A 20,481-nucleotide genomic window follows, 5' to 3' on the forward strand; every position below is an offset into this window, starting at 1 on the left:
GAACCGGACATTCAGCCCCGCGCAATCCGTCTCGTTTCAGGATCGTGCATGGAACCGAAACGATCGTTCCGGTTTCCGCCCATGCGGGTCTTTCCCCCGCCAGCAGGAGAGAGAACATCATGAAACTGCTTCCGATCCTCGCGGCTGCTGCCGCTGCGGCTCTCGCCATTCCGGCCGCCAATGCCGCCGCCGCTCCGGCGGCACCGGCCGTCGCGGCGAAGGCCGAGTTCCAGCACCACCGTCCGCATGCGCGCAAGCGCGTCTATTGGCGCAATGTCTGCAAGACCACCTGGCGCCATGGCCACCGCCAGCGTGTGTGCCGCAAGGTGCGTTACTACCGCTAAGTTCAAGGGGGCGGGAACGTGCCTGCGTTCCCGCCCTTGCCTAACCGCCTGACTTTGCCCATATGCGCCGCGGGAGTCGGGCGGACGCAGTCGTCGCCAACCTGGTCAGATCGGGAACGAAGCAGCCACAACGATTTCGCTGCGGGTCGTTCCGGCTCCCACCTTTCAATTCTCCGAATGGTCTCCGCAGCAGGCTGTGTTAGGCTCACCGCGTGAGCCAGGGGGAGAGTCTTGCACTGAAAATCTGGGTCGCGATGACGCTGCTTGCGGCGATCGCGATGTTCGCGCCCGGACTGGTGGCATTCCTCCTCATACTGATGGTCACGTTGCCGCTGGTGATGCTGATCGAAATGCTTCCCACCCTTTGGCTCTACGTCACGCCGGCGCTGCTCGTTTACGCGCTTCTGCGATTCGTGCCTGGCATTGGTCGGCGGGCATTGAAGCTTATGCCGTCGGCGGTACTCGCCATGACGGTGGCGGCAAGCTTTATCGTGCCAGTGCTGATGAATACCGAGAGCCAGCGCCGTGCCGCTATGCTGCTCAGCAGCGATAGCGGCACCGTGCCGCGCATGCCGGACGGCGTGTCGATCATGTATGTGAGCGACCATCCGCTTGCCGACACGAAATGCGAGGAAGAGTGTCAACGCTTCCTTTTCACGGGCGTCGCGCGGAGCTTCGGCGTGGCGAAGCCCGGAGCCTCCACTATCCGGGGTTCGATCGCGTCTCCGGCCGTTATTCATCGGATCGTCCCGCTGGCGCAGGGTTGCGATAATCGGCTCTTGCGAGACGTCTTCGCCGACGACGATGAAGTGGCGCGTGGCGAGCGGCGTTATCTGTCGGAGAAGCTCCGGCAGTTCCGGGTGAAGGGCCAGTGCTTCCGCTCGGATCCGGTACAGGATGTTCGCGCCGACTTCGTGCTGGTGGAGACCGCCAGTTCTTTAGAACCCCGCCGTGCGGAGAACTGGTCCGATCTGCGGTTCCATCGGATCACCTTCAGCCGGCGGGAGATATTCCGCCGGGATGGCGACGGGCTGGTGCCGATCCTGCGTCGTACTTATGCGGAATATGCGCCGCTGAAGATTCCGCTGATGTTCCGGCCGCCCTTTGTTTTCGATACGGCAACGCCAGGGGAGTGGATGCGGCACGAGTGGGTCGCGCTCGAGCGCGAGGAGCCACGAGGCATGGCGCGCTGGGCCAGCAACGATTTCCGTGTGACAGGTCTCTAGCCGGGTGCCTGGTGCTGTGAACACCATGGCAACTCGGGGCATCAGCCACTAGGTTGGCGTCAATGTCCGATTCCCTGCTTGGCCTCGACGAACCCGCGCAGCCGCGTGACAACGCCTATCGGGTGCTGGCGCGCAAATACCGGCCGCAGACCTTTTCCGAGCTGATCGGGCAGGATGCGATGGTCACCACGCTGGGCAACGCGATCAAGCGCGACCGGCTGGCCCACGCCTTCCTGCTCACTGGCGTCCGCGGGGTGGGCAAGACCTCGACCGCGCGACTCATCGCCAAGGCGCTCAACTGCATCGGCCCGGACGGGCAGGGCGGCCCGACCATCGACCCCTGCGGCATCTGCGAGCCGTGCCGGGCGATCGCCGAGGGCCGCCATATCGATGTGATCGAGATGGACGCTGCGTCGCACACCGGCGTGGACGACGTCCGCGAGATCATCGAGGCGTCGCGCTATTCGGCGGTCTCGGCGCGCTACAAGATCTACATCATCGACGAAGTCCACATGCTGTCGAAGAGCGCGTTCAATGCGCTGCTCAAGACGCTCGAGGAGCCGCCGGCGCATGTGAAGTTCCTGTTCGCCACCACCGAGGTGAACAAGGTGCCGGTGACGGTGCTGTCGCGCTGCCAGCGATTCGACCTGCGCCGCATCCCGGCCGAGCTACTCGCCGAGCATTTCGCCAAGGTCACCCAGGCGGAAGGCTTCGAGGCGGAGCCCGAGGCGCTGGCGCTGATCGCCCGTGCCGCCGAGGGATCGGCGCGCGACGGCCTGTCGATCCTCGACCAGGCGATCGCCCATGCGGGCCTCGAAGGCGAGGGCGTGAAGGCGGACGCGGTGCGCCACATGCTCGGCCTGTCCGATCGCGGCGCGATCCGCACCCTGTTCGGGCTGCTGCTCGAAGGCGATGCGCCGGGTGCGCTCGCTTCGCTGCGCGGCCAGTACGACCTCGGCGTCGATCCGCAGGCGGTGCTGCGCACGCTGCTGGAGACGGTGCACGCGGTGACGCTCGCCAAGCTCGGTACCCAGGCCAGCTCGGGCCAGTCGGCCGAGGAGCTGAAGGCGCTCGAGCGCTGGGCGGCGGGCCTGAGCTTCCCGGCGCTCCACCGGCTGTGGCAGCTGGTGCTGCGCGGCCATGACGAAGTGGCGAAGGCGGTGCTGCCGATCGAGGCGGCGGAGATGGCGCTGCTGCGCGTCATCCATGCCTCGCAGCTCCCCGACCCGGGCGAGCTCGCCCGCCAGATCGCCAGCGGCAGCGTGACCATTTCCGGTGGCGCGGCGCCGGCTGCGTCGCCCGGACCGAACGGTACGGCGACGCCGACCTCGCTGGGCCAGCTCGCCGACTATCTGGAGGAGAAGCGCCGCTTCCAGCTGGCGACGCAGGTGCGCGACTATCTCCGTCCGGTCAGCTTCGACGGTACCGAAGTGGAGTTTGCCGCGGCACGGCCGCTGCCGTTCGATTTCATGAAGGAGCTGGGCGCCGCGCTCAAGGAGCTGACCGGCACCAATTGGAAGCTGCAATGCGTTGACGTGCCGGCCCAGGCGATGACATTGCGCGAGGAGCAGGCGGCGAACGAGCAGGCCGAGCGCGATGCGGTGCTCGCCTCGCCGATGGTCGCCGCCGCGATGCAAGCCTTTCCCGATGCCGAGCTGATCGGCTGGTCCAAGACAGGAAGTTGAGTATGGATCTCGAAAAGATGATGGCCATGGCGCAGAACGTCCAGGCCGAACTCACCAAGGCGCAGGCCGATCTCGACAAGATCGAGGTCGAGGGGGCGTCGGGCGGCGGGCTGGTCAAGGTCCAGGCCTCGGCCAAGGGCCGGATCATCGGCATCCATATCGACGATTCGCTGCTCAACCCGAGCGAGAAGGGCATGTTGGAAGACCTGCTCGCAGCCGCCTTCAACGACGCCCGCGCCAAGGCGGATGCAGCGTCGCAGGAGTCGATGGCGAAGATGACCAGCGGCCTGCCGCTGCCCCCGGGCTTCAAGCTGCCCTTCTGATTTCCGGAACCATCGCAAGACCTTCTCGGTTGCTGATGCAATAGTTGAGGAGGATGCAATGGTTGAACGCGTAACCGAGCGTACCGACGGCGTGACTGCGGAGCGAGTGACCGAAACCGGTGGCAGCACCGTGGTGGTGGAGCGCGGCGGTGGCGGCACGGGCCTGATCATCGGGCTGGTGCTGCTGATAGCCGTGGTGATCGGCGCCGTCTATCTGTTCAACCAGAACAACCGCGAAAATGCCAAGACCGATGCCGTCACCCAGGCGGCCAAGGACGTCGGCGGTGCTGCCAAGGATGTCGGCGACGCCGCACAGGATGCGGCGAAGAAGGTGCAGTAAGGGCGGCGTTACCGGCGCAATTTCAGCGCGATCGGCAGAACATGGGTGCGGGTCATCGGGGCGAGCGCCAGCGCTTCGGCCTCGGCGATCGGCACCCACAGGGCCTCGGCGATCTCCGCGGCGGCGGCAGGCTGGTGCGCGGCGGTGAGGTGGAACAGTTCCGCCTCGACGACGCGGCCCGGCTCGTTGGCGGCAGGCGCTTCGAAACGGCCGAGATGGACGGGATCCTGTTGCGGGCGAAGGCCGATCTCCTCGGCCAGCTCGCGACGCAGCGCCTCGAGCGGCGTTTCACCCGGCTCGATCTTCCCGCCCGCTTGCATATAGGCCGAGGTCCCGGCCTTGCGGACCAGCAGCATGCGGCCTTCGCCGTCGTCGATCAGCGCGGCGGCAATGCGGATCGGCGCCATCAGCGGATGCAGGCGTCGAGCCCGTCGCCGCGCACCGTGCCGATACGCGCGGTGATCGCATTGCCGTAGCGTCGGGTGAAGCCGCGCGGATCGATGCCGGCGCGCTTCTTGGGAAGCGGCAGGACCGCGGCGATCTGGGCGGACTCGCGCGGGCTCATCCGCGATGCGTCGTGCTTGAAATAGCGCATCGATCCGGCATTGACGCCGTAGGTGCCGATCCCCGTCTCCGCGACGTTGAGATAGACTTCCATGATCCGGCGCTTGCCCCAGATATTCTCGATCAGGACGGTGAAATAGGCCTCCAGCGCCTTGCGGGCATAGCCGCCGCCCTGGAACAGGAAGACATTCTTCGCGGTCTGCTGGCTGATCGTCGAGCCACCGCGGATGCGGCCACCTTTCTGGTTGCGGGCATAGGCCTGTTCCAGCGCGGCGAAGTCGAAGCCGTGATGCGAGCAGAAGCGCGCGTCCTCCGCGGCGATCGCGGCGCGGGCCATGTTGGGATCGATGCGGTCGATCGACATCCAGCGCTTGGTGACGCCGTGCCCTTCGACCACGTCGCCGATCTGCGTCCAGGTGATCGGCGGGGGAACGAACTTGTAGATCACCACCATGCCGATCGAGACGGCGAGGAAGAGCAGGATCGCCTTGAGGATCCAGAAGAGGATGCGGCGGAGCAAGGGCTTGCGGGGCCTGGCCGGCTTCTGCCCCTCACGGATCTCCGGCGAGGGCCGGGGAGAAGCTTCGCCTCCTGGGGTGGAGGCGAAGGGATCCGGCTCCTCGCCGAGTGGTCTGAGGTCCGGCATCGGCGGCACGCCGAGCCCAGGCTGCGCCGTGGTGGCGCGCGGCGTCCAGTCGCGCGGGCGCGGCGCAGACGCGGAAGGCGCCGGCGGGATGTCCGCCGACGCCTCGTGCTGGCGCGGAGGTTCCGCGCCGGTATCGCGATCCTGATCCCCCACGACGTCCGTCAGGCGGTGAGCAGGCGCTTTTCGCCGGCGATGCGCATCATCGCCTTCTGCAGCTTCTCGAAGGCACGCACCTCGATCTGGCGGACGCGCTCACGGCTGACGTCATAGACCTGCGAGAGTTCCTCGAGGGTCTTGGGATCGTCGGTGAGGCGGCGCTCGGTGAGGATGTGCTTCTCGCGCTCGTTGAGGTCTTCCATCGCCGAGACGAGCATCTCGTGACGGACATCGGCCTCCTGCGCCTCGGCGACCTGCTCGTCCTGGAGCGCGCTGTCGTCCTGCAGCCAATCCTGCCACTGGCCGTCGCCATCCTCGCGCATCGGCACGTTGAGCGACGTGTCGCCGCCCATTGCCATGCGGCGGTTCATCGAGGTGACTTCCTCCTCGGTGACGCCGAGATCGGTGGCGATCTTGGTGAGGTGCTCCGGTGACAGGTCGCCGTCCTCGAATGCGTCGAGCTTGGCCTTCATCCGGCGCAGGTTGAAGAACAGCTTCTTCTGCGCGGCAGTGGTGCCCATCTTCACGAGCGACCAGCTGCGCAGGATGAATTCCTGAATCGAGGCGCGGATCCACCACATGGCATAAGTCGCCAGGCGGAAGCCCCGATCGGGCTCGAACTTCTTCACCCCCTGCATCAGGCCGATATTGCCTTCCGAGATCAGTTCGGAGACGGGCAGGCCATAGCCGCGATAGCCCATGGCGATCTTCGCCACGAGACGCAGGTGCGAGGTGACCAGCTGGGCCGCGGCATCCGTGTCGCCATGCTCCTGGAAGCGCTTGGCGAGCATGAACTCCTGCTCGGGGCTCAGGATCGGAAACTTCTTGATCTCGGCCAGATAGCGGTTGAGGCTCTGCTCACCACCGAGCGCGGGGATCGTCGCCGGGACGTTGCTTCCGCTAGCCATGATCTATTCTCCCTTTCATCAGGGCGCGCATAGCCGAAGCCAGCGCCGCCGGAAATCATACTATGAGGTTATCGAACAGTTCCTGCATGTCTGCAGGCATTTCGCTTTCGAACGCCAAAGCGAGATTATTGATGGGGTGAATGAACCCCAGATGAGCGGCGTGCAAGGCCTGGCGCCGGAAATTCAAGGTTTCCAGAAGTTCGCGATGCGCCTTGCGCGTACTGCCATAGACCGGGTCGCCGATCAGCGGATGACCGAGCGAGGCCATGTGCACGCGCACCTGGTGCGTGCGGCCCGTCTCCAACTTGCACTCGACCAGCGCGGCGTCGCGAAGTTCACGAAGCACGCGCCAATGCGTGACCGCGCGCTTGCCGTTGTTCACGATCGCGACCTTCTTGCGATTGTGCGGCGAACGCGCGAGCGGGGCATCGACGACGCCCTGCACGGTGCGCGGCTTGCCGCTGACGATCGCCTTGTAGCGCCGGTCGATCGAGTGCGCCTTGAACTGCGCGGCCAGGCCGACATGCGCCCGGTCATGCTTGGCAGCGACCATCAGCCCCGACGTGTCCTTGTCGATCCGGTGGACGATCCCCGGCCGCGCCTCACCGCCGATGCCTGAAAGCGAGCCCTGGCAGTGATGGAGCAGCGCGTTGACCAGCGTGCCGTCGAGATTGCCCGCGGCGGGATGGACGACCAGCCCGGCCTGCTTGTCGATCACGATCAGGTGCTCATCTTCATAGACGATCTCGAGCGGGATCTCCTGCGCCTCGTTATGCGCCGGCTTGGGATCGGGCACCTCGACGCTGTACAGCCCGCCGCCCAGTGCCTTCTTTGCCGGGTCGCGGACGAGCCCCTGGGGGCCGATGACCGCTCCGGACGAGATCAGCACCTTCAGCCGCTCGCGCGACATGGTCGGCACTGCGTCGGCGAGCGCACGATCCAGACGCCAGCCATCGGCCGTGTCTGCTATCCGCGCTTCAATGATGGAAACCCCCGGAACCATGTTTTATCGTAGATGGGCATGCGGTTGGAAATTTCAAGATATGTACTGATCGGTATTTCGCAGATTTCTGCGGCTGCGGCGCCACGCGAGGCCTGTGGATTGCTGTTCGGATCGGCGAACCGGATCTCCGACTGGCAAGTAGCTGAAAATGTAGCTGAAACACCAGAAATACATTTCGAGATCGATCCTCGCACATTGTTCACCGCGCTCAAGGCCGAGCGGTCCGGCGGGCCTCCGATTGCGGGCTATTGGCACTCGCATCCGAGCGGCGATCCGACGCCCTCGGCCACCGATGCGGCGATGGCTGTGCCGGACGGCAAGATCTGGCTCGTCGCCGGGGGCAGCGCGGTCACCGCATGGCGCGCCGTGGAGCGGGGGGCGCTCCACGGGCGCTTCGATTTCCTCGCGGTCGACCTGATCGATTAGTTGCCGGTGGGGGGCGGCGCGTCCGGGGCTTCTGCCGGAGCCGGGGTGCCGGGCGGGGGCGGCGGCGGGCCGAAGCGGCGATGGCCGCCTTCCGGGCCGCCCGCATGGCCGGGACCGAAGCCCGGACCGCCATGCCGCCCGCCCGGACCGCCATGGCCCCAGCCATGGCCGCGGCGCATGTGGCGATGCTCCTCGAAGCGGCCGAAACGCAGTTCCTCACGGGAAAGCTTGCCGTCCTTGCTCACGTCGAACTTCTCGAAGCGCGCGGCGGCGGCCTTCGTCCATTCGTCCTTGCTGATGAAGCCGTCCTTGTTGAGGTCGATCGGATTGTGCCGGGGGCCTTCGGCCTTCTCGGCCCGGGGCGGGGTGCGGTCCTGGGGGGCAGCCATGGCGGCCCCGGTGCCGAAGGTGAAGGCGCTGGCAGCGAGCAGCGCGGCGAGTTTCAGTTTCATCATGCCTTTTCTCCGCTCCAGTGATGTCTGGATGACGGAGAATTAGGCCGAGAGTGTCGCGCGGATTTCTCGTTGAGCAACCGAAATTGTCGCAACTTGTCGGCTCGCCCGGGGCGGTTCCTGCCCTGGCGGCGGACTTCGCCTAGGTCTGGGCGAAGTCCTCGCGGTCCAGCGTCGGCAGGGTGAAGGTGAACACGGCACCGCCTTCGGGGCCGTTCGTCGCCGAGAAGGCGCCGCCGTGCATCTCGACGATGCGCTTCGAGATCGACAGGCCGATGCCCATGCCTTCGCTCGCCTTGTTGGCGGAGAAGCGCTTGAACAGCTCGGCCAGCGTCGCGGGCGGCAGGCCCGGGCCATTGTCGCGGCACTGCACCTCCACCATCGCGTCGGGCGCGGGGCGGGCGCTGATCCAGATGCGCGGATTCTCCCGGCCGGCCTCGCGCAGTGCCTCGACCGCGTTGCGCATCAGATTGACCAGCACCTGCTGCACCTGGACGCGATCGACGAAGACCCGGAGGTTCGGCGGCTCGACATTGCACTCGACCTGGGCAGCAAGGCGGCCGGAACCCACCAGGACCAGCCGGGCGGCGTCCTCGATCATCGGCTGGAGCGGCTCGATGCTGCGTTCGGTATCGTTGCGCTCGGTGAAGCTGCGCAGCCGGCGGATGATCTCGCCGGCCTGCATCACTTGTTCGCGGGCATTCGAAACCATCTCGGGGCCCGGCCCTTCGGTGCCGCTTGCCTTGGCGATCATCGTGGCGGCGGAGAGATAATTGGCGGCGGCGGCCAGCGGCTGGTTGAGCTCGTGCGCCAGATCGGCGGCGGCCTCGCCCATCGCGCTCTGGCGGGCAAGATGCGCGAGCTCGGCGTTGAGCTGGGCGATCTGGTCCTCCGCGCCGAACTGCGCCGACATGTCGCGCACGAAGATCGTCAGGCACTGGACGCCCTCCGCCTCGACCTCGCCGGCACGCGCCTCGAGCGGGAAGAGCGTGCCGTCGTGGCGCTGGCCGACCGCGCTGAACGGTTCGCTGCTCCACGGATTGAACCCGCGGGCGCGCCGCTCCGACAGCTCGCGCGCATAGCGTTCGGCCTGGGTGTCGGGGGCGAGCAGGGTGAACGGCCGGCCGATCACCTCCTCGGCGCGGTAGCCCCAGAGCCGCTCGGCGGCGGCACTGAAATCGACGATCCTGCCGTCCTCCTCGGTCAGGATGACCGCATCGGGCACCATCGCGAGCACCGCGCTGAGCTTGGCCTCGCGGATGGCGAGCGCGCTGCTCTGCATGTCGGCGTGGCGGATGGCGCGCATCAGGACGACCGCCAGGATCAGCACGTCGCCGGCCAGGACGAGGAAGTTCGCGGCCCCGAAGCCGACCAGTCCGGTCTGATAGGCGGCGATGCCGATCAGCGAGGGGATGGCGGGCAGGATGATGATCGCCGGCGCCAGCTGCACCAGCACGGGCCAGCCCCGCTCCCTTGCCCCATGCCGCATCGCGTGCAGGGTAAGGCCGGCGAGGGGGAGCAGCGCGATCCCGGTCGAAAGCGTCGACTTGCCGAGAAAGGCGGGCGAGATCAGGCCCGGCCCGGTGGTGAGCAAAGCGGCAGCGGCAAGCAGGGTGAGCGCGACCGCGGCGCTCGACAGGAGCAGGGCAGTGATGCGGGGAATCCGTCGGTCCGAGGTGATGGCGATCGCGGCAAGGCCGCCGACCGCCTGCACCATGGTGGCGCCGCCGGGCGGCAGTCCGTTGTTGCGCACGCCCAGGCGCTGGACGGCCTCGCCGAAGAAGAGCTTCTCGACCGCGATCGCACCCGTGAGATATTCGAGGGTGATCAGGCTGATCAGGATCGCCGCGGGGGCGAAGGCCAGCCGTGCTGCCCTGGGAAAGCCGCTCACCGCCAGGAAGGCCGTGAGCGTCACGCTGGCCCCGTTGATCGCGCTGAGCGGCGCCACGGCATAATGGGGATCGCCGAAGCCGCGCAGGAAGGGGTTGCCGATCAGCCAGCCCAGCAGGGGCGCGGCGAGGATGATGAAGCCGAGGCCGGTGAACCATGCGGGCAGGCTGGCCGCGCCAAGGCTCGCCCAACGATGGTCGGGAGACGGCTTGCCTAATCTGTTCGTCACCACGCTCGTCATGGATCGTTCCCGGGGGTCGGGCCACGCCCTTTCCTGCGCGTTGTAGCAGGAAGCGGCGCGCCCGGCGAAATCCGGAAAAACCCCAGCCGGGGCGACGGAACGTTTCGGCGCCGCAACCCGTTGACGGGGAAACCCTAAACGGAGAGCCTGCCGATGCTTTGGACGATCGTCGTCATCCTGCTGATCCTGTGGCTGCTGGGCTTCACTTTCCATGTCGGCGCAGGGCTGATCCACATCCTGCTGGTGATCGCCGTCGTGGTCGGCCTGATCCAGCTCTTCACCGGTCGCAGGGTGGTCTAGGGGAGCTCCGGCTCCACATCGTAGAAGTCGACCTGCATCCGCATCGGCCCCTGCGGGGTGACGTGGTGCGGCTGCTGCGGCAGCACGAGCCCGGGTGAACCGGGCTCGAGCAGCTGCTCGCCGGGCGGGGCGGCCCAGGTGAGGAGGAGCTTGCCCTCCAGCACCCGGATCACGCCCCATACGCCGGCCTTGGTGGAATGCTCGCCCCGGAGCGCGGTGGGGAGCGATCCCTCGTCGAACACCGGGGTGGAGCGATAGGGCGTCGCCGCGCTCATGCGGCGATGTCCAGTTCGTCGGCATGGACGGGGTAGGGGGCGATCTTCGCCGCATCCACCGGCTGGCCGCCAATCTCGTTGGCGAAGCCGTGGTTGACGTCGCGGTGGTGCGCCTCGTCGGCCCGGACCACCAGCACCACGTCGCGCAGCGTCGCGCTGTCCGGCAGCTTCCAGTAATGCCTGGCGATCGCCGGGGCGGGGACGTTGGGCGAGCGGCCCTCGTCGATCTCGGCGAGATAGTGCGTGTAGCTGATCACCGCCTCCTCCTCGAAATAGCCGACCACGCGGTGCGCGGTCTTGGCGCTGATCAGGTAGAGCGCGAAGAAGGCGAGGTAGAACACCCACTGCACCGCGAGGATCACGAAGCGCTCGAACAGCGTGGGCTTCGCCACCTCGATGAACGTCATCAGGTGCATGCGCTCATTCTCCGCTTCCTCCATCAGGGTGCGGATCCACCCCTTGTCGTCCTGCATCCTGCGCAGGGCCTTGAGGTGGTTGATCGTCGCGCCGACCATGCCGGGCACCGCCGCCACCGTCTCGAGCACGATGGCGCGGTGGCCATAGCGCTTCGCGAAGAAGGTATCGGCGCAGAAGCGCAGCATCTTGGTGAAGCCGAGCGCGATGCGGTCCGAGAAGTCGACCGGCTTGTGGTGGACCGACAGGTCGACGAGCGGGGCGTTGGACATGGAACTACTCCTTCTGCGAAATCACGCGGGAACTTTGAAGAACAGGGCGAGCTGGAGGCTCTCGGCGATCCGGGCGGCCCGGTCCTGGAGCGCGGCGGCGGCGCGCGGCGCCATCAGCTCGTTGGTGGTCGCTGCCCAGAGCGCGAGCCAGCGATCGAACATCGCCGGAGTTATCCGCTCGCGATGCTGGAAATGGGCTGGCACCGGCCGGCCCTTGTAGAGCCCCGAGGTGAGCATCACCGACGACCAGAAGTCGCCGAGCAGCACCAGATGCGCGGGCCAGTCGTGGATCGCATCGTTGAATACCGGTCCGATCAGCGGATCGGTGCGGACCCGCTCATAAAAGGCATCCACCACCCGGCGCAGGCCGGGATCGTCGAGTTCGGAAAGGTCGGCCATCGCCGCGACTCCAAATCATGTCTTGAAAATGCATCTATTCACTCGCATTAAAACATGCAAGTAAAATGCATCTAATATTGACCGGGATCAAAAGAGGCTGAGGATGCGCCTGACGCGCTACACCGACTATGCGATGCGGGTGCTGCTCTACCTGGGCTCACGGCCCGAGCGGCTGAGCTCGATCGCCGAGATATCGGCGGCGTACCGCATCTCGCAGAACCATCTGATGAAGGTGGTCAACGACCTGGCCCGTGCCGGCTATGTGGCGAGCGTGCGCGGGCGCTCGGGCGGCATCCGGCTGGGCGCTGCTCCCGAGGATATCCGCATCGGCACGGTGGTGCGTCACACCGAAGATGGGTTCGACCTGGTCGACTGCGGCAGCTGCGTGATCGCACCCGCCTGCGGGTTACCCAGCATCCTGAACGAGGCTCTGGCGGCGTTCATGGCGGTGCTCGACCGCTACACGCTCGCCGACCTGCTCGACCGGCGGGTGTCGATGCGTTCGCTGCTGGGGATCGAGGATCAGTCGCCCGGCGGACCCAGATAGGTCTCGCCATAGACTGCCTTGCGGAAGTCGCGGTGGAGCGAGACCTGGAAGGGCTTGGTCTGGACGAAGAACACCGCGGTCAGCTTGTTGGCCGGATCGACCCAGAACAGGGTGGAGGCGGCGCCGTCCCAGAAGAATTCGCCGACCGCGCCGCGCTGCTCCTCGGGCGTCTGGGGCTGGCCGACACGCACCGCGAAATCGAAGCCGAAGCCGACATTGCCCTTGCCCGGCAGCCAGCTGCGTTCGGTTATCCGCGGATCGAGCTGGTTGGTCGACATCAGCCGCACGGTGGAGGGCTTGAGGATGCGCACGCCGTCCAGCGTGCCCTGGCCGAGCAGCATCCGGGCGAAGCGCATGTAATCGTCGATCGGCGCGACGATGCCCGCGCCGCCCATCGTCATCGCCGGCTTGGGGAAATTGCGCGCGCGGGTGACCGCATCGGGCTCGCGGGTGAGCTTGCCGTCGGTGCCCAGCAGATAGGTGGCGGCGAAGCGATCGAGCCGTTCCTGCGGCTGGGTCCAGGCCGCCTCCTTGATGCCGAGCGGGGTGAGGATGTGCTGGCGCACATAATCCTCGAACTTCTGGCCCGACAGCTTCTCGACCAGCAGCGCCTGCACGTCCACCGCGGAGCTGTAGCGCCATTCGGTGCCCGGATCGTAGATCAGCGGGCTATGCGCGAGGCGGCGGCCGAACTCGGTCAGGTCGTGATCGAGCCCGAGCGGATCGGCCGCGGCAAAGGCCTTCTCCGCCGCGCTCGGGCCATCGCCGTATGCGAAGCCGGCAGTGTGGCGCAGCACGTCGCGGATCGTCACCGGCCGCTTCGACGGGCGCCAGACCGGCTGGCCGTTCGCGTCCGTGCCGTCCTGCACCAGCATCGTCGCGAATTCGGGAAGATAGCGGGATAGGGGATCGTCGAGCCCGAACTTGCCCTGTTCCCAGAGCTGCATCAGCGCGGTGCCGGTGACCGGCTTGGTCATCGAATAGATCTGGACCAGCGTGTCGCGCTTCATCGGCCGGTTCGCTTCACGATCGGCCAGGCCGGTGGCGCCGAAATAGACTTCGCGTCCGTCCTTCCACACCAGCGCCTCGACGCCGGTCGCGCGTCCGCTCGCGACCATCTCGGCCAGCGCCTTGTCGAGGCGTGCCTTGTCGATCCGGAAGCTGGCGGTGGCGGCGGGCTTCTCCTGCGCGAAAGCGGGCAGGGGCTGCGCGATCAGCAGCGCGGCGAGAATGGGCAGGACGGGTCGCATGGCTCTCCACTCTATTCTGTTTTCCGTTGATGGTAACGCTAACTTCGTCGCCGGCAAGTGCGACGTTGGTCGCGCGTGGTGCTGTGCGCTTGCAGCATGGCGCGCCGTGGGCCAAAGAAGCAGGACCTGCCGGGGGAGCCTGCATCTTGAACATCAGTCCGACCGATTTCGCCAGCCTGCTCTGCTCGCGGCTCTGCCACGATCTGCTGAGCCCGGTGGGGGCGCTCAACAACGGGCTGGAACTGCTCGCCGACGAGCATGATCCCGAGATGCGCGCGCGCTGCCTGGAGCTGCTCAACGAGAGCGCCAAGGCCAGCGCCAACAAGCTGAAGTTCTTCCGCCTGGCGTTCGGCGCGGCAGGCGGCTTCGGCGAGACCGTCGACACGCGTGAGGCGCAGGCGGCGATCGAGGGGCTGTTCGGCGAGAACCACCGCGTCAATGTCGGCTGGATGGTCGAGGACCCGGTCCTCCCCAAGCAGGCGATCAAGGTGCTGATGAACCTGTCGCTGATCGGCGGCGACGCGCTGATCCGCGGCGGCCAGCTCGACATCGGCGCGGAGATCATCGACGGCCAGATCGAGATCGTCGTGCGCGCCGATGGCCCGCGCATCGTGCTTGATCCCGAACTGCGTAGCGCGCTGGCCGGGGGCAAGGACGACCTGCCGATCACGCCGCGCGCGGCGGCGGCATACCTCGTCCACGCACTGGTGACGCAGGGCGGCGGCATGCTCCAGGTGAGCCCGCCCGATGCCGAAGTGCTGCTGTTCGGAGCCTCGTTCCGGGTGGCTTAGCCCGGGCGCACCAAGGGCGGGGAGGACGGCGCATCGGCAACGTCGAGCACTAACGCCCTTTTAACCACCCATCCTGCACAAGAGCCCCGCAAATTTGCTTTCCGGGGCCCCATGGACGACCTGCTGCAGGAATTCATCGCCGAGACGCGTGAGACGCTCGAAGCGCTTTCGGGCGAGATCGTCGCGTGGGAAGCGCATCCGACGGATCGCGCGCGCCTCGATGCGATCTTCCGTTTCGTGCACACCGTGAAGGGCAGCTGCGGCTTCCTCGACCTGCCGCGCCTGGGTCGGCTCAGCCATGCCGCCGAGGATGTGCTGGCGCAGGTGCGCGAGGGCAATCGCGCGCCGGATCGCGCGCTGGTCAACGCCGTGCTCGCGGTGGTCGACCGGATCGGCGAGCTGGTCGAGGCGATCGAATCGGGCACCAGCCTGGACGATAGCGGCGACGAGCTGCTGATCGCGGCGCTGGCCGAAGGGGCCGAGGAAATCGCCCATGCCGGTCCGATCACGTCCCGCGCACCGGCACGCAGCGTGCGCCTGAACGTCGACCTGCTCGACCGGATGATGTCCGGCATGTCGGACATGGTGCTGGCCCGCAACGAGCTGGCCAGGCGCCTGCGCAACGGCGAGATCGACCCCGCGATCGAGGCCGCCCTTGAACGGCTGTCGCTCACCGTCGGCGAGATGCGCGACACGGTGACGCGCACCCGCATGCAGAAGATCGACGCGCTGTTCTCCGCGCTGCCGCGCATGGTGCGCGACACGGCGGCGGGGCTGGGCAAGTCGGTGATGCTCCAGGTCGAGGGCGCGGACGTCGAGCTCGACCGCGAGATGATCGAAGTGATGCGCGACCCGCTGGTCCACATCATCCGCAACTCGATCGACCATGGCATCGAGGCACCGGCCGAGCGCCGGGCGGGCGGCAAGCGCGAGAATGGCCGCCTGTCGGTCTCGGCGCGCCAGTCGGGCAACCAGATCATCATCGAGATCGCGGACGACGGCCGCGGCATCGATACCGAGCGGCTGATCCAGAAGCTCGTCATCCAGGGCCGCGACGAAGCCAAGCTGCGCAGCCTCTCGGCACGCGCCAAGCTCGACCTGGTGTTCGAGCCCGGCCTGTCGTCCAAGGACGTGGTGAGCGAAGTCTCCGGGCGCGGCGTCGGCATGGACGTGGTGCGTGCTGCGATCGAGCAGATCGGCGGCCGCGTCGAGCTCGACAGCAATCCGGGCAAGGGCCTGCGCATCGCCATCCATGTGCCGCTGACCCTCTCGATCATCTCGACGATCGTGGTGGGCGTGGGCGGCCAGCGCTTCGCGATCCCGCGCCAGTCGATCGAGGAAATCGTGACCGAGCGTGGCGACGCCATCCGCGTGGACGTGATCGGCGGCTCGCCGGTCGCTTCGGTGCGCGAGCGGCGGATGCCGCTGATCGACCTGGCCTCGATGCTCGGCGTCGCGGCCAGCACCGCGCGCGACGAGGGCAGCCAGATGCTCGCGATCGTCAGCGTGAGCGAGGGCAGCTACGCGCTCGCCGTCGATACGGTGCTCGACAATGAGGAGCTGGTGATCAAGCCGGCCTCGCCCGCGGTGATGTCGACCGGCCTCTATGCCGGCCAGACGCTGCCGGATTCGGGCCTGCCGATGCTGCTGCTCGACTGCGCCGGCATGGCCAAGGCCGCGAGCCTCGATTTCAGCCGCGACAACCAGCAGCTGTTCGAGGAGGAAGAGGAAGCCCAGGAGGCCCCGGGCCTGCCCGCTCTGCTGTTCCGCGACCTGGACGGCGTGCGCCGCGCGGTGCCGCTGGCGGCGGTCGACCGGGTCGAGCAGGTCGATGCGGCCAATGTCCGCTTCGCCGCCGGCCGCTTCCGCATCACCATCGACGAGCGCATCCTGCCGCTCGCCGCGCATGGCGACCTGGACGGGCTGGGGCGGATCAACGTGCTGCGCCTGAAGGACGGCACCAACGAAGTCTCCTATGCGATCGAGGAAGCCGCCGACATCGTCGTGCTGCCCGAGGAGATCGCGCCGGCCCGCGAGCCGGGGCCGATCGCCGGCGTCGTGCTGGTCGATGGCGAGCAGATCGAGCTGGTCGACATGCTGTGGATCTTCGACGAGCATGCCGAGCGCGAAGTCGACGACAGCCCGCCGCTTTGCCTGATCTCGGGCGACGAGGATGGCTGGATGGCCTCGTTCGTGAAGCCGCTCCTGGAAGCGTCCGGATATCGCGTGGTGCTCCGCCTGGCGCCGGGCGAAACCCCTGCCGTCGTGCTCTCCAACGAGGAGGCGCAGGCCGTGCCGGCAGCCCCCGCGCCGGTGGTTCGTTTGCGAAAGAAGCGTGCTTCGGGTGGGTCGGGCGACGACAGCGTCTATAGATATGACAGGGCGGGACTGCTTTCCGCGCTCGAAGCCCGGGTTTCCGGCAAGGCAGGTCGCTGATGTCGCATCTCTATCTCATTGCCCAGGTAGCGGGCCGCGCCGTCGCGATCGACTCCGAGCAGGTCGAGTCCGTGGTGGACATCGGCGAGGTGACGGCGGTGCCGCGTGCCTCGCAGCATGTCCGTGGGCTTGCCGCCCTGCGCAGCCGGGTGGTGACCGTGGTCGACACCCAGTCGGCGCTCGGCCTGGCGGGCGGCAGCCCGGCGCGCCGTGCGGTGATCACCCAGGTCGAGGGGCATCATTATGCGATGCTGGTCGACGCGCTCGACGATGTCGCGCCGTTCGACCTGCTGCCGCTGGCCCACGGCGTCACGCTCGATCCCGCGTGGCGCGGGGCAGGGCTGGGCATCGTGGAACGGGAAGGCGAGCCGATCCTGGCGATCGATCTCGCCAGCCTCGTCCCCGGCCATGCCGGGCTGAATTGAATCATGCGATTAACGTGGCGCTTACGCCTTTCGTGCACTGTCCAATCCCAACCTAGACACCTGAAAGCGGGGAACAGGGGAAAATGAAGACTTGTCTGGTCGTCGACGACTCCAAGGTGATCCGGAAGGTCGCCCGGCACATCCTGGAGACTCTCGACTTCGAAGTGCGCGAGGCTGGTGACGGTCGCGAGGCACTCGACTCCTGCCTGCAGACCCCGCCGGACGTGATCCTGCTGGACTGGAACATGCCCGTGATGAGCGGCATGGACTTCCTCCGCGCGCTCAAGGATTCGGGGCTCCCGCAGCGTCCCAAGGTGGTGTTCTGCACCACCGAGAACGGCATGGCCTATATCCGCGCGGCGATCGAAGCCGGTGCGGACGAATATGTCATGAAGCCGTTCGACCGCGAGACGCTGGAAAGCAAGCTGCAGATCGTCGGCGTCGCCTGAGCGACGCATAGGAGAGGCCCAAGTGGCGCACGCATCTCTTGCGGACACCGGGTTCGGCAGTGCGACTGCCGGGCCGGCGCAGGTGCTGATCGTCGACGACTCCGTCGTCGCGCGGTCGGTGCTGGGGCGCATGGTGGAAGGCACGCGGCGCTTCCGCGTCGCCGCCGCCTATAGCGACGTGCGCGCGGCGCTCGACTATCTCAAGACTCATTCGGTCGACATCATCCTGCTCGACATCGAGATGCCGGGCATCGACGGCCTCACCGCGCTGCCCGACGTGATCTCGGCGGGGCGGGGCGCCAAGGTGCTGATCGTATCCTCCGCGGCGGAACAGGGTGCGGCGGTGACCGTGCAGGCGCTCGCGCTCGGCGCGGCGGACACCCTGGTGAAGCCCGGCATCGGCGCGTTCGGCGGCCGCTTCGCCGAAGTGCTCGAGGAGCGGCTCTCGCGCCTGCTCGAGACGCACGCCCATCCGGCTCCTCCCGAACCAGCGGCGGCGGTGCATCCCGCGCCCGTGCCGGTCACCCCGCAGCATCATGGCGCAGTGCATCTGCCCGACGATTTCGAGCTTGTCGCGATCGGCGCCTCGACCGGCGGCATCCACGCGCTCAGCCAGTTGCTGCGCGCGATCCCGGCGAAATTCCAGGTTCCGATCCTGGTGACCCAGCATTTGCCGGTCTCTTTCATGAGCTATTTCGCCACCCAGCTCGCCGTGCTCGGCGGGCGGCCCTGCGATGTCGCCGCGGACCGGATGCGCATCCGGCCGGGCCGGATCATCGTGGCGCCGGGTGATGCGCACATGCGCGTGGTTCGTACCTCGGACGGTTCGGCGATCCGCCTCACCCACGAGAAGGCGACCAGCGGCTGCATGCCCTCGGTCGACCCGATGTTCGAAAGCGTCGCCCAGGTGTTTGGCGCGCGTGCGCTCGGCGTGGTGCTGAGCGGCATGGGGCGCGACGGCTGCGAGGGTGCCAGGGACCTGATCGATGCCGGCGCGCGCGTGCTGGCGCAGGACCAGGCCAGCTCGGTGGTGTGGGGCATGCCCGGCGCCGTCGCCAATGCCGGCCGGGCGAGCGCGATCCTGCCGCCGGACGAGATCGGGCGCCTGATCGCCCGCCGCGGAGGCGCGGCATGATCCCGGTTCCGGGCGCCGCGCCGATCGCCTCTGCCGGTGCGATGAACATGATCGCCGCGCTGCTCGAGCAGCGTGCCGGACAGCAGATTGCCGCGAACCGCACCTGGCGGATCGAGACGGCGCTGAAGCCGATCCTGCGCGCGCGCGGCCTGGCCAGCCTCGACGAGCTGGTCGCCCAGCTCATCTCGGCCCGGACGGGCGAGCTGGCGGACCTGGTCGTCGATGCGCTGCTCAACCAGGAAACCAGTTTCTTCCGCGATACCGCCGTGCTCGACATGGTGGCGGACGCGGCCGAGGCGATGCAGGCGGAGGCCGGCCATCGGCGGCTGCGCATCTGGTCGGCGGGCTGCTCGACCGGGCAGGAACCGTTGAGCCTCGCCATTCTCTTCTCCGAGCGCGGCATGCCCGATCCCGAGATCGTGGCGACCGATGTCTCGCCCGCCGCACTGGCACGTGCCCGGAGCGGCCGCTTCTCGCAGTTCGAGATCCAGCGCGGGCTTCCGGTCCGCCGGATGATGACCTGGTTCGATTCGGTGAACGCGGATTGGGTCGCCAAGCCCGAGCTGGTCCGCAAGCTCCAGTTCCGCCAGCACAACCTCACCCTCGATCCCGCGCCGGCGGGCGTGTTCGACATCATCCTGTGCCGCAACGTGATGCTCTATTTCTCGCCGGCGGTGCGCCGCAAGGTGTTCGACACGCTGTCCTCGGCGATGCGTCCGGGCGGGCTGCTCGCGCTGGGCGCGGGCGAGACGGTGATCGGCCAGACCGAGCATTTCACCCCCTGCGAACGCTATCGCGGCTTCTATCGCGGCGTCGATGCGCCCGCATCGGTGCGCGCGGCGGGTTGATCGCGGTGTCGTTACGGGTCTAGCGTCCCACCCATGCACAACGGCCTGGTCTTTCTCGACGCGCCCTCGCCCAATTTCGACGAGCGCGCGCTGCCGGTCACGATGATCGTGCTGCACTATACCGGCATGGAAAGCGGGGAGGCGGCGCTGGCGCGGCTGCGCGATCCCGAGGCCAAGGTCTCCGCCCATTACATGGTCGAGGAGGACGGTACGATCCACCGGCTGGTGCCCGAGGAGAAGCGCGCCTGGCATGCCGGTCGCTCGCACTGGCGCGGGATCACCGACGTCAATTCCGCCTCGGTCGGCATCGAGATCGTCAATCCCGGCCATGACCATGGCTATCGCCCGTTCCCGGCCGAGCAGATGGGGGCGCTGATCCCGCTCGTGGCCGAGATCAAGGAGCGCTACGGCATCACCCGCGGCAATGTCGTCGGCCACTCGGATGTGGCGCCGGCGCGCAAGCAGGACCCGGGCGAGCTGTTCAACTGGCATGCGCTCGCCCGCCTGCGCCTGGCCCTGCCGCGCCCTACCCGGAACCTGATGGACCCGGGCTGGCCCGATGCCGGCTTCATCATGGCGCTGGAGCGCTTCGGCTATGACGTCAGCGACGAGGAGGCCGCGATAACCGCCTTCCAGCGCCGCTTCCGCCCCGAGATGATCGATGGCGAGATCGACATGGAATGCCGCTGTCTGCTGCTCGCGCTGCTGCTGCCCAAGCCGCAGGGGGACGACTGAC

General features: G+C 67.5%; 25 protein-coding genes and 1 other RNA gene. 16 read left to right on the plus strand and 10 right to left on the minus strand.

Features of this window, described 5'->3' with window-relative positions; genetic code table 11:
• Positions 1-119 precede the first annotated feature (119 nt).
• From GGR46_RS03735 to GGR46_RS03760, 6 genes are all read left to right on the plus strand, one after another.
• Positions 120-344 carry a hypothetical protein gene (locus tag GGR46_RS03735; RefSeq protein WP_183994663.1) on the plus strand — a complete coding sequence of 75 codons (225 nt, stop codon included), beginning with the start codon at positions 120-122 and terminating at the stop codon, positions 342-344.
• A 68-nt stretch (positions 345-412) separates the two neighbouring features.
• An RNA gene (gene ffs / locus GGR46_RS03740) (signal recognition particle sRNA small type) lies at positions 413-510 on the plus strand.
• Positions 511-598: 88 nt separating this feature from the next.
• Complete coding sequence (locus tag GGR46_RS03745; protein ID WP_183994665.1) at positions 599-1,570, plus strand: hypothetical protein; 972 nt, start codon at positions 599-601, stop codon at positions 1,568-1,570.
• Between the two features lie 62 nt (positions 1,571-1,632).
• Complete coding sequence (locus GGR46_RS03750; RefSeq protein ID WP_183994667.1) at positions 1,633-3,255, plus strand: DNA polymerase III subunit gamma/tau; 1,623 nt, start codon at positions 1,633-1,635, stop codon at positions 3,253-3,255.
• A 2-nt stretch (positions 3,256-3,257) separates the two neighbouring features.
• A complete protein-coding gene (locus GGR46_RS03755) occupies positions 3,258-3,578 on the plus strand; it encodes a YbaB/EbfC family nucleoid-associated protein (protein ID WP_183994669.1) in 321 nt (106 codons plus the stop codon).
• 58 nt (positions 3,579-3,636) lie between these two features.
• Complete coding sequence (locus GGR46_RS03760) at positions 3,637-3,918, plus strand: hypothetical protein (RefSeq protein ID WP_183994671.1); 282 nt, start codon at positions 3,637-3,639, stop codon at positions 3,916-3,918.
• 8 nt (positions 3,919-3,926) lie between these two features.
• Here the strand turns inward: GGR46_RS03760 and GGR46_RS03765 are convergent, their stop codons facing one another.
• The 4 genes from GGR46_RS03765 to GGR46_RS03780 all read right to left on the minus strand — a co-directional run bounded on the left by GGR46_RS03765 (position 3,927) and on the right by GGR46_RS03780 (position 7,195).
• Positions 3,927-4,325: an NUDIX hydrolase gene (locus tag GGR46_RS03765; protein WP_221262540.1), complete on the minus strand. Its 399-nt coding sequence runs from the start codon at positions 4,323-4,325 to the stop codon at positions 3,927-3,929.
• Positions 4,325-5,128 carry a monofunctional biosynthetic peptidoglycan transglycosylase gene (mtgA, locus tag GGR46_RS03770; RefSeq protein ID WP_183996710.1) on the minus strand — a complete coding sequence of 268 codons (804 nt, stop codon included), beginning with the start codon at positions 5,126-5,128 and terminating at the stop codon, positions 4,325-4,327. Before mtgA ends, GGR46_RS03765 begins: the two co-directional genes overlap by 1 nt.
• Before the next feature lie 161 nt (positions 5,129-5,289).
• Positions 5,290-6,192, minus strand: coding sequence for an RNA polymerase sigma factor RpoH (gene rpoH, locus GGR46_RS03775; protein WP_183994673.1), 903 nt, complete (start codon positions 6,190-6,192; stop codon positions 5,290-5,292).
• Between the two features lie 55 nt (positions 6,193-6,247).
• Positions 6,248-7,195, minus strand: a complete 948-nt coding sequence (locus GGR46_RS03780; protein WP_183994675.1) for an RluA family pseudouridine synthase — start codon at positions 7,193-7,195, stop codon at positions 6,248-6,250.
• Positions 7,196-7,213: 18 nt separating this feature from the next.
• Here GGR46_RS03780 and GGR46_RS03785 point away from each other — a divergent pair, with 18 nt between their 5' ends.
• Complete coding sequence (locus tag GGR46_RS03785) at positions 7,214-7,621, plus strand: M67 family metallopeptidase (RefSeq protein WP_183994677.1); 408 nt, start codon at positions 7,214-7,216, stop codon at positions 7,619-7,621.
• Here GGR46_RS03785 and GGR46_RS25280 read toward each other — a convergent pair.
• Together GGR46_RS25280 and GGR46_RS25790 are read right to left on the minus strand one after the other, a co-directional pair.
• Positions 7,618-8,076 carry a hypothetical protein gene (locus tag GGR46_RS25280; RefSeq protein WP_246425887.1) on the minus strand — a complete coding sequence of 153 codons (459 nt, stop codon included), beginning with the start codon at positions 8,074-8,076 and terminating at the stop codon, positions 7,618-7,620. The two genes, GGR46_RS03785 and GGR46_RS25280, sit on opposite strands and share 4 nt — an antisense overlap.
• 139 nt (positions 8,077-8,215) lie before the next feature.
• On the minus strand, positions 8,216-10,192 hold the full coding sequence (locus GGR46_RS25790; RefSeq protein ID WP_183994679.1) for an ATP-binding protein: 1,977 nt from the start codon (positions 10,190-10,192) through the stop codon (positions 8,216-8,218).
• A 165-nt stretch (positions 10,193-10,357) separates the two neighbouring features.
• On the opposite strand from GGR46_RS25790, the gene GGR46_RS03800 reads away from it, so the two are divergent.
• On the plus strand, positions 10,358-10,504 hold the full coding sequence (locus tag GGR46_RS03800) for a lmo0937 family membrane protein (RefSeq protein WP_183994681.1): 147 nt from the start codon (positions 10,358-10,360) through the stop codon (positions 10,502-10,504).
• Here the strand turns inward: GGR46_RS03800 and GGR46_RS03805 are convergent.
• Genes GGR46_RS03805 through GGR46_RS03815 form a run of 3 tightly spaced genes read right to left on the minus strand, consistent with a single transcriptional unit; the run spans position 10,501 to position 11,864 of the window.
• Entirely contained in the window at positions 10,501-10,779 is a 279-nt protein-coding gene (locus GGR46_RS03805; RefSeq protein ID WP_183994683.1) for a TehB family protein, read from the minus strand. The genes GGR46_RS03800 and GGR46_RS03805 overlap by 4 nt on opposite strands.
• Complete coding sequence (locus tag GGR46_RS03810; protein WP_183994685.1) at positions 10,776-11,465, minus strand: alternative oxidase; 690 nt, start codon at positions 11,463-11,465, stop codon at positions 10,776-10,778. The genes GGR46_RS03805 and GGR46_RS03810 overlap by 4 nt, the downstream gene beginning before the upstream one ends.
• Positions 11,466-11,486: 21 nt before the next feature.
• Positions 11,487-11,864, minus strand: coding sequence for a group III truncated hemoglobin (locus GGR46_RS03815; RefSeq protein WP_183994687.1), 378 nt, complete (start codon positions 11,862-11,864; stop codon positions 11,487-11,489).
• A 103-nt stretch (positions 11,865-11,967) separates the two neighbouring features.
• Between GGR46_RS03815 and GGR46_RS03820 the strand changes: the two genes are divergently transcribed.
• Positions 11,968-12,411 (plus strand): Rrf2 family transcriptional regulator, encoded by a 444-nt coding sequence (locus GGR46_RS03820; protein WP_183994689.1) that lies wholly within the window; start codon positions 11,968-11,970, stop codon positions 12,409-12,411.
• Here GGR46_RS03820 and GGR46_RS03825 read toward each other — a convergent pair.
• Positions 12,387-13,661: a serine hydrolase domain-containing protein gene (locus GGR46_RS03825; protein WP_183994691.1), complete on the minus strand. Its 1,275-nt coding sequence runs from the start codon at positions 13,659-13,661 to the stop codon at positions 12,387-12,389. The genes GGR46_RS03820 and GGR46_RS03825 overlap by 25 nt on opposite strands.
• 146 nt (positions 13,662-13,807) lie before the next feature.
• Here GGR46_RS03825 and GGR46_RS03830 point away from each other — a divergent pair, with 146 nt between their 5' ends.
• The 7 genes from GGR46_RS03830 to GGR46_RS03860 all read left to right on the plus strand — a co-directional run bounded on the left by GGR46_RS03830 (position 13,808) and on the right by GGR46_RS03860 (position 20,480).
• Positions 13,808-14,452: a histidine phosphotransferase family protein gene (locus tag GGR46_RS03830; RefSeq protein ID WP_183994693.1), complete on the plus strand. Its 645-nt coding sequence runs from the start codon at positions 13,808-13,810 to the stop codon at positions 14,450-14,452.
• A gap of 111 nt (positions 14,453-14,563) precedes the next feature.
• Entirely contained in the window at positions 14,564-16,888 is a 2,325-nt protein-coding gene (locus GGR46_RS03835; RefSeq protein ID WP_183994695.1) for a chemotaxis protein CheA, read from the plus strand.
• A complete protein-coding gene (locus tag GGR46_RS03840; RefSeq protein WP_183994698.1) occupies positions 16,888-17,313 on the plus strand; it encodes a chemotaxis protein CheW in 426 nt (141 codons plus the stop codon). The genes GGR46_RS03835 and GGR46_RS03840 overlap by 1 nt, the downstream gene beginning before the upstream one ends.
• A gap of 83 nt (positions 17,314-17,396) precedes the next feature.
• Positions 17,397-17,762, plus strand: coding sequence for a response regulator (locus GGR46_RS03845; RefSeq protein WP_086129096.1), 366 nt, complete (start codon positions 17,397-17,399; stop codon positions 17,760-17,762).
• 130 nt (positions 17,763-17,892) lie between these two features.
• Positions 17,893-18,897, plus strand: coding sequence for a chemotaxis-specific protein-glutamate methyltransferase CheB (cheB, locus tag GGR46_RS03850; RefSeq protein ID WP_246425968.1), 1,005 nt, complete (start codon positions 17,893-17,895; stop codon positions 18,895-18,897).
• Complete coding sequence (locus GGR46_RS03855; protein ID WP_246425888.1) at positions 18,894-19,745, plus strand: CheR family methyltransferase; 852 nt, start codon at positions 18,894-18,896, stop codon at positions 19,743-19,745. The genes cheB and GGR46_RS03855 overlap by 4 nt, the downstream gene beginning before the upstream one ends.
• Before the next feature lie 33 nt (positions 19,746-19,778).
• Positions 19,779-20,480: an N-acetylmuramoyl-L-alanine amidase gene (locus GGR46_RS03860; protein ID WP_183994700.1), complete on the plus strand. Its 702-nt coding sequence runs from the start codon at positions 19,779-19,781 to the stop codon at positions 20,478-20,480.
• Position 20,481 lies beyond the last annotated feature (1 nt).

The sequence above is a fragment of the Sphingomonas kyeonggiensis genome (assembly GCF_014196745.1).
In the GTDB taxonomy this organism is placed as follows: domain Bacteria; phylum Pseudomonadota; class Alphaproteobacteria; order Sphingomonadales; family Sphingomonadaceae; genus Sphingomonas; species Sphingomonas kyeonggiensis.